Origin of the sequence: Streptomyces sp. 4N509B (genome assembly GCF_052245655.1) — a bacterium.
Taxonomy (GTDB): Bacteria; Actinomycetota; Actinomycetes; order Streptomycetales; family Streptomycetaceae; genus Streptomyces.
Window position 1 is genome coordinate 34,321 of sequence record NZ_JBQQBZ010000026.1, and the last position, 14,013, is coordinate 48,333.

The 14,013-nt window shown below is 73.0% G+C and carries 11 protein-coding genes and 2 CRISPR repeat arrays; of the genes, 3 read left to right on the top strand and 8 right to left on the bottom strand.

Annotation, left to right across the window (positions count from 1 at the left end; translation table 11 throughout):
• Positions 1–10: 10 nt before the first annotated feature.
• Positions 11–970 carry a glycosyltransferase family 2 protein gene (locus ACTWP5_RS22190; protein WP_443222813.1) on the bottom strand — a complete coding sequence of 320 codons (960 nt, stop codon included), beginning with the start codon at positions 968–970 and terminating at the stop codon, positions 11–13.
• A complete protein-coding gene (locus ACTWP5_RS22195) occupies positions 960–1,832 on the bottom strand; it encodes a glycosyltransferase family 2 protein (protein ID WP_443222814.1) in 873 nt (290 codons plus the stop codon). Before ACTWP5_RS22195 ends, ACTWP5_RS22190 begins: the two co-directional genes overlap by 11 nt.
• Positions 1,833–1,945: 113 nt before the next feature.
• Here ACTWP5_RS22195 and ACTWP5_RS22200 point away from each other — a divergent pair, with 113 nt between their 5' ends.
• Positions 1,946–2,860, top strand: coding sequence for a polysaccharide pyruvyl transferase family protein (locus tag ACTWP5_RS22200; RefSeq protein ID WP_443222815.1), 915 nt, complete (start codon positions 1,946–1,948; stop codon positions 2,858–2,860).
• Positions 2,861–2,908: 48 nt separating this feature from the next.
• Here the strand turns inward: ACTWP5_RS22200 and ACTWP5_RS22205 are convergent, their stop codons facing one another.
• The gene (locus tag ACTWP5_RS22205) at positions 2,909–3,259 is read right to left on the bottom strand and encodes a metallopeptidase family protein (RefSeq protein ID WP_443222816.1); all 351 of its coding nucleotides are present in this window, start codon (positions 3,257–3,259) and stop codon (positions 2,909–2,911) included.
• 480 nt (positions 3,260–3,739) lie between these two features.
• On the opposite strand from ACTWP5_RS22205, the gene ACTWP5_RS22210 reads away from it, so the two are divergent.
• Complete coding sequence (locus ACTWP5_RS22210) at positions 3,740–4,126, top strand: peptidase inhibitor family I36 protein (protein WP_443222817.1); 387 nt, start codon at positions 3,740–3,742, stop codon at positions 4,124–4,126.
• A gap of 196 nt (positions 4,127–4,322) precedes the next feature.
• Here ACTWP5_RS22210 and ACTWP5_RS22215 read toward each other — a convergent pair whose 3' ends face one another.
• From ACTWP5_RS22215 to ACTWP5_RS22225, 3 genes are all read right to left on the bottom strand, one after another.
• Positions 4,323–5,768, bottom strand: a complete 1,446-nt coding sequence (locus ACTWP5_RS22215; protein WP_443222818.1) for a serine/threonine-protein kinase — start codon at positions 5,766–5,768, stop codon at positions 4,323–4,325.
• 321 nt (positions 5,769–6,089) lie between these two features.
• Positions 6,090–6,335, bottom strand: coding sequence for a hypothetical protein (locus ACTWP5_RS22220; RefSeq protein WP_443222819.1), 246 nt, complete (start codon positions 6,333–6,335; stop codon positions 6,090–6,092).
• 38 nt (positions 6,336–6,373) lie between these two features.
• The gene (locus ACTWP5_RS22225; protein ID WP_443222820.1) at positions 6,374–6,544 is read right to left on the bottom strand and encodes a hypothetical protein; all 171 of its coding nucleotides are present in this window, start codon (positions 6,542–6,544) and stop codon (positions 6,374–6,376) included.
• Positions 6,545–6,983: 439 nt separating this feature from the next.
• Between ACTWP5_RS22225 and ACTWP5_RS22230 the strand changes: the two genes are divergently transcribed.
• Positions 6,984–8,303, top strand: coding sequence for a hypothetical protein (locus ACTWP5_RS22230; protein ID WP_443222821.1), 1,320 nt, complete (start codon positions 6,984–6,986; stop codon positions 8,301–8,303).
• On the opposite strand, the gene ACTWP5_RS22235 is transcribed toward ACTWP5_RS22230, so the two are convergent.
• Positions 8,300–9,313: an NAD-dependent epimerase/dehydratase family protein gene (locus ACTWP5_RS22235; RefSeq protein ID WP_443222822.1), complete on the bottom strand. Its 1,014-nt coding sequence runs from the start codon at positions 9,311–9,313 to the stop codon at positions 8,300–8,302. The genes ACTWP5_RS22230 and ACTWP5_RS22235 overlap by 4 nt on opposite strands.
• A gap of 89 nt (positions 9,314–9,402) precedes the next feature.
• A CRISPR array of direct repeats spans positions 9,403–9,677; the repeat unit is 29 nt; unit sequence GGGACCACCCCCGCGTGTGCGGGGACCAC.
• 90 nt (positions 9,678–9,767) lie between these two features.
• A CRISPR array of direct repeats spans positions 9,768–10,711; the repeat unit is 29 nt; unit sequence GGGACCACCCCCGCGTGTGCGGGGACCAC.
• Positions 10,712–10,927: 216 nt separating this feature from the next.
• Positions 10,928–13,291, bottom strand: coding sequence for an alpha-glucuronidase family glycosyl hydrolase (locus ACTWP5_RS22240; protein WP_443222823.1), 2,364 nt, complete (start codon positions 13,289–13,291; stop codon positions 10,928–10,930).
• Positions 13,292–14,013 lie beyond the last annotated feature (722 nt).

Sequence of the window (14,013 nt, forward strand, 5' to 3'; positions counted from 1 at the left end):
GGCCGTCCGCTCAGCCGACGTAGCGGCGGGCCCGCGAGGAGAGCTGCCGGCGGTCCAGCAGCCGCAGCCGCCTCTCCACCTCCGGCGGCACGACGCGACGCTCCCGCACCACCCACGGCAGCCCGGCCAGCGCCCGCAGCACGGCCCCGGCCGACACCGCGTCCCTCGGCACCCCCGCCAGCAGCCGCGCCGTGCGGCCCAGCGCCACGCCGGCCGGCCGCCGCAGCCACGTCGTCCACAGCGTGTTGCGGATGCCGTCCGCCCGGCGGCCCGTCGCGTCCCGCGCCACCGACGGCGCGTGGTGCACGGTCATCCCCTCGTCGAAGACCAGCCACCACCCGGCCGCCATGAGATCGGCGGCCAGCAGCTCCTCCTCGCCGCCCAGCCACAGCCGGCGCGAGAAGCCGCCCGCCGCGCGGAACGCGTCGACGCGCAGCACGGTCGCCCCCGCGAGGAACGAGCCGAGTGCCGGCCCCGGCAGGGCCTCGGGCCTCGGCAGCGGCGAGTCGCGCAGCTCCGCCACGATGGGGTCCTCCGCGCCGCCCGGCTCCACCACGATCCGCCCGGTCACGGCCGCGACCGTGGGGTGCGCGTCGAGCAGCGCGGCGGCGCGGGCCAGGGAGCCCGGCTCCCACCAGGTGTCGTCGTCGCAGAACGCGACGTAGGGCGTGGCGACGTAGCGGACGGCGAGGTTGCGGCCGAGCGCGCCGAGGTTGGCGCCGGGCCGCAGCAGCCGCACCCCGGGCCGGTGCCGGGCGTGCCGGGCGACCGCCTCGCCCGTGCCGTCGCGGCTGCCGTTGTCCGTGACGACGACGCGGGGCCGCTCCGGCAGCCCGGCCAGCCGGTCGAGGGTGCGCAGCACCTCCGCGCGCCGGTCGTGCGTGATGACCACGACCGTGACCGACTCGTCCCAGGCGCCGTCCCCGTCGCTGCCCCAGGCACCGCCCCGGTGGTCGTCCTCAGGCCCCACGCCACGCCTCCAGCAGCCGGATGTCGCGTTCCACGTCCCGCGGCAGCCGGCGGCGCGCGCGGAGCGCGGCCGGGAGCCGCACGGAGAGCTGGCCGAGCGCCTGCCGCGCCGCCGGGTCCGCCGTGGCCCGCCGCGCCAGCCGCCAGGTCGCGCGGAGCGCCACGGGCAGCGGGCGGCGCAGCCAGGACGTCAGGGTCTCGTTGCGCAGCACCAGCGCCCCGCGCCCCGGTCGTCGGCCCCCTTCCGCCGGCTCGTGGACCGCCGTGACCTGGGGCGCGTAGCAGGAGACCCAGCCGGCGGCGGCCAGGTCGTAGGCGAGAAGGGTCTCCTCGGCGCCGAAGAACAGCAGCGCGTGGTAGCCGCCGACGGCCAGGAACGCGGAACGGCGCACCACCGCCGCGCAGCCGAGGAAGCCGAGGACGGGCGGCCCCGGCAGCCCGTCGCGCCGGCCCGCCCCACGGCCGTGGCCCAGCGGCGAGCCGGCCAGGGCGGCGTTGAGCGGGTCGGGGAACCGGTCGGGGGCGACGAGCGTGCGGGCCGCGACCAGCCCGAGGGACGGCTCGGCGTCCAGCAGCCGCGCCGCCTCGGCCAGCGCGCCCGGCTCCCACCACGAGTCGTCGTCGCTGAAGGCCACGTAGGGGTGGTGGGGCAGGGCGCGGACGCCGTCGTTGCGGGCCAGCGCGCCGCGGTTCGTCGGCAGCCGCAGGAGCCGCACGTCGGGGAACCGGTCCGCGACCACGCGCGCCGTGTCGTCACCGGAGGCGTTGTCCACGACGAGGACGTCCGGCCGTTCGGGCAGCGCCGTCAGCCGCTCCAACGTCCCGGCCAGCCGCGCGGCGCGGTTCCGGGTGGCGATCACCACCCCGACACGGGAGCTGGGCGGGCTCGTCTCGGGCACCCGCGGCGAGTGCCCGCGACCGGCCCGGCGAAACGCCGGGGACGTTTCGCGCGACGCCGCAGGGAGACCCGTTGCGGATGGGACACGGCGGGATGCCGGGAGGCGGGCGACGGGCGCTGCTCACCGGGTGGTTCAGCTTCGCCGACGGCGAGGCCACGGCCGGTGACGTGCTCGCGCTGCGCCGCGTCGAACAGGTCCTCGACGAGCGGGGCGTCCCCTACGACGTGGCGTTCAGCCCCCGCTTCGTCCCCGACGGGCTGACGCTCGACGACGCCCGCCCCGAGGACTACGCGCTGCTGCTCTTCGTCTGCGGCCCCCTCCACGGACCCCAGCTGGCCGAGCTGCACCGCCGCTTCGCCGGCTGCCGGCGCGTCGCCGTCGGAACCTCCCTCGTCGACCCGGCCGACCCTGCGGCCACCGGCTTCCACACGGTCCTCGCCCGCGACGGCCGGGCCGGCGCGGTCCCGGGCCGCGACCTGTCGCTGCGCGGCCCGGCTCCCGGCCGCCCTCCCGTGGTCGGCGTGCTGCTCACCCACGGCCAGGGCGAGTACGGCGGGCGCCGCCTCCACGACGCCGTGGCCGGGACGGTGACGGACTGGCTGGCCGGCGCGGCGTGCGCGCCGGTGGTGCTGGAGACCCGCCTCGACCCGGCCGACGGGCGGCTGTGCGGCACGGCCGAGGAGCTGCTGTCCGCGCTGGAACGGATGGACGTCGTCGTCACCGACCGCCTCCACGGCCTGGTGCTGGCGCTGCGCGTCGGCGTGCCGCCGATCGCCGTGGACCCGGTGCGCGGCGGCGCCAAGGTGACGGCGCAGGCCCGCGCCCTGGGCTGGCCTGCGGTGCTGCCGGGGGAGACGGTCGACGCGAAGGCGCTCGACACGTGGCTGCGGTGGTGCCTGACGCACGGCCGCTACACGGCCCGTCAGCGCCTCACCGCGCTGGCCGGCGCCCCGGACCCGGCCGACGACCTCCGCGCCGTCCTCCCACCGTGACCCCCGGCCGCCCGGCCACTCCGGCGACCCCTCAGCCCGCCGCTCCGGTCAGCCCCAGCCGAGCTCGTGCAGCCGCTCGTCCTCGATCCCGAAGTGGTGCGCCACCTCGTGCACCACCGTGGTCGCGACCTCGTCCACCACGTCCTCGCGCGTCTCACAGATCCGCAGCGTCGGCCCCATGTAGATGGTGATCCGGTCCGGCAGCGCCCCCGCGTACCACTCGCCGCGCTCGGTGAGCGGTATCCCCTCGTAGAGCCCGAGCAGTTCGGGGTCCTCGGGCGGCGGCTCGTCCTCGACGAACACGGCGACGTTGTCCATCAGCCGCGTCAGCTCCGTCGGCAGCAGGTCCAGCCCGTCACTGACGAGCTCCTCGAACGCCTCGCGCGTCATCTCCAGCACGCCCCCATTCTCCCGCCTCCGTCCGCGCCACCCCCTCGGCGCGCCCATCGCGCCGGGCGTGGGGCTCCGGTCCGGCGCGCCGCCGCGGCACGCCGGCACAGGACGTCGAGGGTGCCTCCCCGACCCGGCGGCGCGACCTCTCCGGAAAGCAGTACGTCTCACCGAGCCCCGCGGTAATCGTTCACCGCATTAGCCTTCGTGTTCTTTCCTCTTCGCGAACAGATTCGGGAATACCGGCGCGCGTGAACCTCTCCCTCGGGCCGTGACGTTTCTTTTCCCGCGCATGAGGAGCGAGGGCGGGAAGAGGCGAGTTCTTTCTTTCGCCACGCGCCGGTGACGGCGTTTCGAGATCCCTCCCTGTGGGTGATGACGGCCCTCGGCTGCATCGGGATGCTGAGGGGGCGAAAGAGCGGGCGACGGATTCTGTTTCCCGATGGAAAAGGCCCGCCCCTCCTCACCGGAGAGAACGGAGAAGGTTGAATGAGAAAGAACCTGGCGAGGGTCGCCGTGGCGGTGATGGTCGCGTGCGCGTCGCTGACGATGCCCGTCGTCGCGGCCGAGGCGCAGCAGCAGAACGACCCCGAGTTGCTGTGCCGGGCGGAGCTCAACAAGCACGAGGCCCTTCAGGGAATGTGCTTCTGGAGCGGCGAGAACTACACCGGCGACGTGCAGGTCATCCCGAACCCCGCGCCTCCCGACGTCTGCGGCGCTATCGACCCCGCCAGTTCGGCGGTCAACCTCACCCGCGACACGCGCGAGATCTACGCGTTCAGCAACTGCGTCCCGACGAACCTCATCACGGAGATCGGCGTCAACGAGGCGATCGGGGACTTCGGCCGCGGTATCTTCGCCGGCTCCTGGCGTTGACGCGGCGCCCTACGAACGGCGCCTGAGCCCAGGACGGAACAGCGAACAGCAGGACGGGCACCAGCTGCCCGGCCCGCCCCCGGGGATGGTGGGCCCGGGGGCGGGCCGAACCGGCAACAGCCACGTTCAGGACGGTCGTCCACACCGCCGGGCCGACGGGCGCGTCTCACCACACCCACGTTCGGAGGGCCGAGGTTCAGCGGGGCGACCCCCGCCGCGCCGCCGGGAACCGGTCCGCGCTGTAGGTCATGACCGCGCACGCGACGACGTAGACCCACACGCCCGGCCCCAGGGGCGTGAGGTTCCCCTCCTCCTCCAGCACGGCGAACGCCAGTATCACGAAGAGCAGCATGCTGACGACGGTGGAGGTGAGGAGCAGGTACCTCGGCCACCGGGGCACGGGCCGCGTGCGGCCGGGACGTGAGGTGACCAGCGCCGCCACGCAGCTGCCGACGCTCAGCGCCGCGGCCAGGACGTACGGCAACGAGCCCTCGGCCATGCTGTTCAGGGCGACGTTTCCGTACACCGCGGGCAGGGCCATGGAGGCCGCGATGGCCACGATCGCCAGGCGGAGGGAGAACGCGCTGCCGGGCCGCGCCGCGGACTCGCCGGTCACGGCCGGCGCGGCGGCGGGTGCCGCGGTGGGCGGCGTCGCGGGCTGTGGCGTGGCGGGCTGTGGGGTGGGCTGCGGCGTGGCGACGGGCGCGACCACCGGCTCCGTCGGGGTGGGCGCGGCGGCCGCGGTGACCGTGGTCGCGATCGCGCGCGTGACGGCGGTGGGTATCCAGGGCGCGGCGGTGACGGCGGCCCCTCCGACCTGCTGTCCGTCGTCCTCCTCCGCCCCGGCCGGGGCGAGCTCCTCGACGAGCGCCGCGACCGCCGGCCGCGCGGCGGGGTCCTTGGCCAGGCAGCGGGCGACGACGTCCCGCTCGGCCGTCGGCAGCGCGCCGAGGTCGGGCTCCTCGTACGCGATGCGGAAGTTGAGCGCCTGCGCCGAGCCGGTCCCGAACGGGCCGGTGCCGGTGGCCGCGTAGGCCAGCACGGCGCCCAGCGCGAACACGTCGGTGGCCGGCGTGACGGGCGCCCCGGTGAGCTGCTCCGGCGCCATGAACCCGGGCGTGCCGACGACCGTCCCGGTGCGGGTCAGGGCCGTCGCCTCGGCCGCCACGGAGATACCGAAGTCGACCACGCGGGGCCCGTCGGCGGCGATCAACACGTTCGACGGCTTGAGGTCCCGATGCACCAACCCGGCGGCGTGGACGGCTTCCAACGCCTCCGCGAGGCCCGCCCCGAGCGCCCGCACCGCGTGCGCCGGCCAGGGGCCGTGCGCCGCGACGGCCTCGTCGAGCGCCAGGCCCGGCACGTAGGCGGTGGCCAGCCACGGCGGCGAACCGTCGGGGTCGGCGTCGACCACGGCCGCGGTGAAGAACCCCGTCACCTTCCGCGCCGCCGCCACCTCCCGCGCGAACCGGCGCCGGAACCCCGGATCCTCGGCCAACTCCGGCCGCACCACCTTCACCGCCACCAGCCGCCCGCTGGGCGAACGCCCCAGGTAGACCCGGCCCATCCCACCGGCCCCCAACCGCCCGGTGATCCGGTACCGTCCGATCCGCCGAGGATCCGTCCCCTCCAGCCCGTGCACCGGCTCTCCCCTCGTTTACCCGCGTGTTGTCGGCAGCGTGATGACATACCACCCTGCTTCGGCCGGCAACCCCAACGGGGGGACGCGCTCTCTTGCAAAGCTGTGACGTGCGTCCGCCCACCCCGGGGTGTGGGTGTGAATCAGCTGTCCCGGGGTGGGCGGTTGTCCCTCACCGCGGTGCGGCACCCCAGCGAAGGGGCGGACCGGGGCGGGAGCGGCAGAGCGTCCGCTGCCGCTCGGGGCTGGTCCGGTCGGGGGACTTACCCGAACCACCGTCCGCCTGGCCGGTGCAGGGGCCTTCGGGCGGCGGCTCGGGATCCTTCAGGTCATCGACGGCGGCCTCTCCTCGGCCGGAGGCGACTGTTCGGCAGGCTTGAGGCTGAGGCTGTCGAGGTCGGCCCGCCACTCCCACCCCGACCCGTCCACGGGCCGCAGATGCGCCTCCGTCCACAACACCCGCTCCCGCCCCAGCACGTCATAGGAGACGTGCTCGACGACCAACCCGAGCCACCCCGCCCTCCCGGTGCGCGGCTCGACGACCCGCTGCCCGATCCACGGATGCGCCACGTCCCGCAACACCTCCTTATCGCCACCCAGACCCCCGATCACGGCGTGTCCTGCGTCGAGGTCCGGTAGGTGACCTCGCCCCGCCAGCCCTCGGGCTGCTCGGTGGCCGGCACGATGCGGTAACGGTCGACGCAGGACGCGCAGGCGTGACGTGACCAGCCCGCCCCCGAGTTCGTCTCGACGAACCCCACCACCACCAGGTCAACCACCCCCGTCCAACACCACCCGCAGTACGGCACCACCACCCTCACCACCCCCACCCCAGACCCGCCCCGACCCCGGCCAGCGCGCTGCGACGCGCCGCCGTGTCGCCGAACCACACCCGACACGGCACGATCCGGACACTCACGTCGGCAGGCGGCAACCACGCACGCAGAGCAACGACGGTGGGAGAAGGTGGTGCATGCGGATCGATCACGGTCCGTCCCTTCGCACAGGCGGCAACCAGGGCACCGAGCCTCGCGCCTGACAGCGATCAGGGCCATGTCGCAGAACACCTCACCTGGTCCCCGGACGGGCGACACGCCCTGTCGCTGGGGTCTCACCTGGGTGCCACGTGCGTGCTCGTCTCCGCTGTGTCAGCGAAAAGGGGAACACTGGCAGTGGACACGACGCGCTCACGCCCAGTTCTTCAACAGAGAGGCGGAGATGGAAAGCCGCACCCTCCTGCATCTGTTGGTCCAACAGCGCCGGTGGACCTACGACGTCTTCCGTCGCGCGTACGAGAAGGCCGCCCGAGAGGTAGCGACGACGACCGGCGATCCCTCGATCGGCACAGCGACGGTGTCAGAGCAGTCGTATCGCCGATGGACGGCTGGCAAAGTCCGTTCGCTGCCGAACTGGCCCGCCTCCACGATCCTTGAGCACATGTTCGGACGTCCTGTGGGCGAGATCCTCGCTCCTCCGGCGAACGAAGTAGCCGCGCCCCTGCCCTGTGGACGGGCGACAGACGAGAGCGAGATGAGGATGACCGCACGCAATGCGGCTGACCATGCCGGAGAAGCCGCCGCACAGAGTCTGCCCGACCTGACGATCGACCAGGTCGAGGACGACGTTCGTACGCTGGCTCGGATTTACCTGCACACCGCCCCCGCCGAGGCGTACCGTCGCGGGGCCGAGTTGCTCCACGTGAGCCAGGCGATGTTGGACCGCACCCAGCGGGTGCGGCAACGAGAGCGGCTCTATCTGCAGGCCGGCGCGACCGCCGCCCTGATGGCTTCCGCGTCGTTCGATCTGGGATCCCTGCCGACCGCTGTACAACTCGCCCGCACTGCGGCGCTGTACGGAGAGGTCATCGACCACGGGCCACTGCAGGCCTACGCCCACGGTGCCCTGGCCTACCTCGCGTACTGGGACGGCCGACCGGCCGACGCCGTGCGTCTGGCCCGCTCCTCTCGGTCGTTCGGAGGCCTGGGCGACACCGGCGCGCTGCGCTTGGCGGTCATCGCCGCACGGGCGCATGCGCACGTCGGCGACCAGGAGGGAGCACAGCGAGCGATGCAGGACGCCACGCGTTGCGACACGGGTCGGCGCGACGACCTCCATGACGACGTGGGTGGAGAGTTCGGGATGCCTCCGGCCCGCGCCGCGATGTCCACCGCGACGACGTATCTGCTGTTGCGTGATGCCGATGGTGCCGAGGAGACCGCCACTCGTGCCTTGGAACTGTTCGATGCCGACGGCGAGCAGCCGACGCTGAGAGGGAAGGCCAGCATCGACCTCGCGCGGGCCCGCATCGCCGGAGGGGAACTCGACGGAGCCGCCGAGGCCGCGCAGCCGGTCCTCGCCCTCGGCTCTGAGTGGAGCAGCCTCGGCCTGGTGCAGCGGGTGGCCAGCCTGCGCGCAGACCTCACGTGTAGCCACCTCGACGCACCTGTGATCCGTGAACTGGGCGCGGCGTGTGAGGACTTCACGGCCAGCCGCCGTGCTGTTCTCGGGGCTTCGGCGCCGCTCGCACTGGGCCGTTAGTCGAGGGTGGCCAGGATGGCCGCTTCGCGCTCGGGTGTGATGCCGTGTTCGGTCCAGCGGGGGTGTTCCACCGGGGTGCCCCCGCTGTGCAACCAGGTCCAGGTGTCGGCCACGGTCTGTGCCAGCGGCCGGCAGTCCAGCCCCGCCGCACGGGCGGCGGAGGCGTCGACCGCCCAGACACCAGGCGCGGTCCGCCACAGCGGCAGTTCCGTCCACTGCTTCACGCCGTGCCGGACGAGCATCTCGTCCGGAACCCACCGCAACGTGCCGCCGCCGCCCACAGCCGCCACACAGGCTTTCAGGAAGTCAGCCATCGTCTCGTTGCCCCTGGCCGCGACGTTGTAGGCGCCGCCGCCTTCGGCCGCCGCCCGGTCCAGCGCGAAGGACGCCACGTCCCGGACGTCAACAGGCTGGATGCCGCGCGTCGGATCGCCGGGGGCGAGCATCGTGCCGCCCCGACGTGCGCGCATCAACCACCAGGGCAGACGCCCCACGTACTCTTCCGGCCCCAGGATCACACCGGGGCGGAGGATCACCGTTCGGCCCTCCCCGAACGTCTCCCGAACGGCGCGCTCCGAGCCCGCCTTCTGTACGCCGTACCAGCCGGCCGGCCCCCGCTCCCGCCCGAACTCGTCGTCGGCGTCCGGTGGCGCGTCCAGAAGCCTGGACTCCTCGGTCAGCGGTTCGTCCGGCCACCCCGCGTAGGCGTTCACGGTGGAGACGTACACGTACCGACTGGCCGCCGACTCCAGAGCCCGTGCGCCCGCCAGGACCCGGCGAGGCGCGAAGTCAGCAGAGGAGGTGTCGATCACCGCGTCCCAGGGGCCTTCGGCGGCGAGCCGTTCGAGGTCGTCCGTCGAGGTCCGGTCGCCGCGCACAGCACGCACACCGTCGGCGTGGCGACCCGACCGCCCACGACTGAAGGCCGTCACCTCCCACCCCCGCCCGAGCGCCTGCTGGGCGATCGAGCGCCCGAGGAACCAGCTGCCACCGAGCAACAGAATCCGCATGCCGCGATACTCCCGCGAGCCCGCCATCGACACCAGTTACACCGGGAGCCCCATACGGAGGCCACCGCCTTGACCACGTGCCGCCGTGAGCGACCACCTCCGCGTGTGCGGGGACCACATTTAGAACGGGACCCCGGCGTCGGCCAAGGCGGAACCACCCCCGCGTCTGCGGGGACCACGTCGTCTCCATCCTGCGGGTCTTGGGGTGCGCCGGGACCACCCCCGCGTGTGCGGGGACCACCCCATGCCTGCCCAGGTCCCTGACGCCACCCTGGGACCACCCCCGCGTGTGCGGGGACCACCTCGCCGACCTCGCCCGGCAGAACGGGAGGTCGGGACCACCCCCGCGTGTGCGGGGACCACCCGGGGCCGGACAGGAACGCGTCGCCCCAACTGGGACCCCCCGCGTGTGCGGGGACCACTACAAGGGCTTCCGCTTCACGGACACGTGGGAGGGACCACCCCCGCGTGTGCGGGGACCACGGCAACCGGGCCTACCTGCACTGCCACCGCGAGGGACCACCCCCGCGTGTGCGGGGACCACGTCTCCGGGTTGCGCAGCACCGCGCGGACCTCGGGACCACCCCCGCGTGTGCGGGGACCACCTGCCGCTGTCTGCGCTGGGTACGTCGGCGAGGGACCACCCCCGCGTGTGCGGGGACCACACCTGGCGCGTCCAGATGGGCAAGCCGAAGTGGGGACCACCCCCGCGTGTGCGGGGACCACCCGGCCGGCGCCAAGACCCCCGCCAAGTGCGAGGGACCACTCCCGCGTGTGCGGGGACCACGGGTCGTATTCCTCGGCGGTGCGGAGGTAGCGGGGACCACCCCCGCGTGTGCGGGGACCACTCTTGCGGAGCTGAAGGGGGCGGTCAACACCGGGGGACCACCCCCGCGTGTGCGGGGACCACTCGACGAGCAACGGGCCGTAGACGATATCCCCGGGACCACCCCCGCGTGTGCGGGGACCACCGATCCCGCTGGCGCTGGACAAGGTTGGCCAGGGGACCACCCCCGCGTGTGCGGGGACCACGGCCAGCGCGAGCGCGGCGCGGCGTGGGCTGAGGGACCACCCCCGCGTGTGCGGGGACCACGACCGGATTCAGGGCGAGTACCCCCTCCCGCCGGGACCACCCCCGCGTGTGCGGGGACCACACCCGCAGCAGCGGGGTCCCGGTCTCGGGCATGGGACCACCCCCGCGTGTGCGGGGACCACAGCAGCTGGACCAACCGACCGACCAAGCCACCGGGACCACCCCCGCGTGTGCGGGGACCACCGTTGCGGCGTGGACCGGGCGGCGGTGGGCGAGGGACCACCCCCGCGTGTGCGGGGACCACTTCACCCCCGTCGCTCCCGAGACCATCGTCGAGGGACCACCCCCGCGTGTGCGGGGACCACAGGTCGTGACCTGCGGCGTTACTCGCGGGGAGTGCCGTTTTTACTAACTTCCTGAGACTCGGACATTTCGGTCCGTCCTTCGTGGCGCGTAGCTCCAGCACCGTGGTTCGGCGCCTCGCCAATCATCCCCCGGAATCGGCGAGCGTTCGGCCTGCCCTGTGCGGCCCACCAAGCCGCCCGCACAACCGGAGTCGTGCGGGCCACCCGGATCACCCATCACGCCGTCTCGCGGATCTCCCTGCCGCTGAACTCCTGCCAGTAGCCCACGCACGTGTCCCGCCAGTCCGCCGCGTCCACCTCGTGGAGCTCCAGCTTCGCCCGGACCTCCGCGAAGCGGCGGGCGTCGATCTCCGGCTCCAGCGCGTCCCACGTGCGCCGCATCTCGCCGACGTACCGGACGCCCGAGTAGTAGTGGTGGACCAGCTCGTCCCAGAAGATCCTGCCGCTGCTCATCGGGCGGTCCCACGGCACGTGGTGGAACCACATCATCAGGTTCTCGGGAACGGTGTCGATGTCCGCGTACAGCGCGCCGAGCGCGGGGAAGTACTGGGCGGTCAGGTCGCTGCCGGTGGGGGAGCGGTCGTAGCCCAGGCCGACGCTGTCCGCCTGGTTGTAGTAGGTGGGGTTCCAGTCCTCGCGCGGGAGGTGGGACTCCGACGGGCCGGGGCCGTAGTGCACGTCGGCCGTGAACTGGTGCCCGATGCCGAGCGGCGTCTGGTAGCTCACCAGCGCCTCCCAGGAGCCCATCATCATGGCGCTGATCGCCTCGACGACGGTCGGGCTGTTCCCCCACGTCATCCGGACCCAGTCGTCGGCGATGTCCGCCGACTCCAGCGTCCAGTCCCAGGCCTGGCGGCCGAAGGCGTAGAGGTTCGCCTGGGAGAAGTGGTGGCCGGTCAGGTTGTCCGCGTTGCCGAAGTTGGCGACGCCGACGATGGCGGTGTCCGCGTGGTTCTGGACGGTCCCGTCCACGACGTGGCCGACGAGGCGTTGCTCCAGCAGTTCGCCCTGCGCGTCGGTCGCGTACGTGTCGGTCTTGAGGATCTCCTCCCACATGGGCGCCAGGAAGCAGAGCATGCGGTTCTGGCCGGTGTACTCCTGGGTGATCTGGAGTTCCAGCGCCTGGTTGGTGTTCTCCATCCGGCCGAACATCGGGTGGATGGGCTCCCTGGCCTGGAAGTCCAGCGGGCCGTTCTTGGTCTGGAGGAAGACGTTGTCCAGGAAACGGCCCTTCGTTCCGTCGGGCTGGGGCTCGTCGTCGATGTGGCCGAACTCCAGGTAGGCCCGCTTCAGGCGGTCGGTGTCGACGTCGGGGTTGTAGACGAAGGTCCGCCAGTAGATCGTCAGGCCCAACGGGGCCACCGCCGTCGCCATGCCGTTGGCGCCGTCGCCGTGGTCGTGGCCGAAGTCCTGGGGGCCCGGCTGGCCCTCGGAGTTGGCCTTGACGGTGAAGCCGATCAGGTCGGGGACGGACTCCTGGATCTGGCGGGCCTTCCGCGCCCACCAGTCCTGGAAGTCGGGGTGGTCCGGCGCCATCTGCTCCTCGGTGAGAGTGTCGGGCGCGAACCGGCTGTCCATGGGCGCCGCGTACCTGATGGAGAGCGCGAGCCGGATGCCGTAGGGGCGCAACGCGTCGGCCAGCGCGGCCTCCTGGGCGATGTACTCGGGCGTGAGGTAGGCGTTGTTGGCGTTGACGTTGTTGATGGTGATGCCGGTGATGCCGACGGAGGCCATCGCCCGTGCCGCCACGAGGTAGCGGTCGAGGATGAGGGGGAGGTTGCGGCTGGCGCTGGCGCCGGTGGCGGCGAAGTTGAAGATGGCGCCGTTCTCGCCGTTCAGGCCCCCCGTGCCCGAGGCGTCGTTGCCGGCGTAGAGGCGCTCGGTGTCCCAGTAGTTCAGGTGCCGGTTCGCGACCCGGGGCGCGTCCGCGATGTCCAGGCCGGTGACGGGCTTGTGCGTCTGGAGGCGCCGCAGGAACGCGAACGCGCCGTACAGCGCCCCGATGTCGGTGGTGCCCGCGATGATGGTGAACGCCCGCTGCCCCTGGGACACCGACCTGATGACGAAGCCGTCCCGGCCCACCGCCTCCAGGTCCCCGGCCGGGACGAAGCGGCGCACGGCCCACGAGCTGTCGCGGGTGCCCACGACGACGGAGCCGTCGGGGAGGGCGCGGCCGGGGCCGTTGTGCACCCGCACCGGGTGGTCCAGCAGGCCGCTGAGGCCCCGGACCAGCTCCTCGCGGGCGGCCTCCAGGGTGGAGGCCATCAGCCGCTCGGTGGAGCCGGGGGCCATGGTCAGGTTCGGTGTGTGGCGGTAGGAGGGGTTCCGGTCGGCGTTCTCGACGACGACGGTGGTGACCTGGCGCCGGTACCGCCTGAGCAGGTGCGGGTCGCTGATCGGTACGTAGCGCAGCCACAGGGCTGAGCCGTCGTAGTCGTCGTCCTCGTGCGGTGCGGTGGGAGCGGGTGCGTCGGAGCCGGCGGGCACGCCCGTCCGCCCCGCCGCCCTGGCTGCCTCACCCACGCCGGCTCCCATCGTCACGCCCGCCGCAACGGCGCCCATCAGTACCCGTCGGCTCATTGACATGGGCCTGTCCTACCAGACGTGTCCCGATATTGTCAGTATACAGAACGTAGTTCATGTATATGAACCAATGAGCCCCGGTCGCGACACGGGACACCCCCGCGCATGCGGGGACCACCTCACCCTGCTACCGGAACCGTTCTTCGTGCAGGGATCACCCCCGCGTGCGCGGGGATCACTACGCGAGCCTGCTGGAGGCCGCGGGGCTGCTGGGACCACCCCGCGTGCGCGGGGACCACCGGTCCGAGCGTCCGTCCAGAGCCGTCGGGCCGGGACCACCCCCGCGTGCGCGGGGACCACAGGGCAAGAAGGTCCACCAGCTCGACAGCCGGGGACCACCCCCGCGTACGCGGGGACCACGCGTTGCAGGTGCCTTCCGGAGCGGTGGCCACGGGACCACCCCCGCGTGCGCGGGGACCACGGGTGCGTGCTCGGCGGTCCGTGGTCTGACCGGGGACCACCCCCGCGTGCGCGGGGACCACAGGGCGTGACCTGCGGCGTTACTCGTGGGTCGGGCAGTTTCCGTTGACTTCTCTAGCTTCGGTCATCTCGCGTGAAACCACCTCAACTCGGAGACTAGGAGCCGCAGCCCCTCCGTGCCCTCCGATTGTCTCCGATCCGGGTTCGCCGCCCACACATCTCCAGACGTTTCGACCGTTCTTCTCTCGGGGTCGCCCGGCCCAGCAGTGGAGCAAGTGCGCGCCCCGAAGGGGACGACG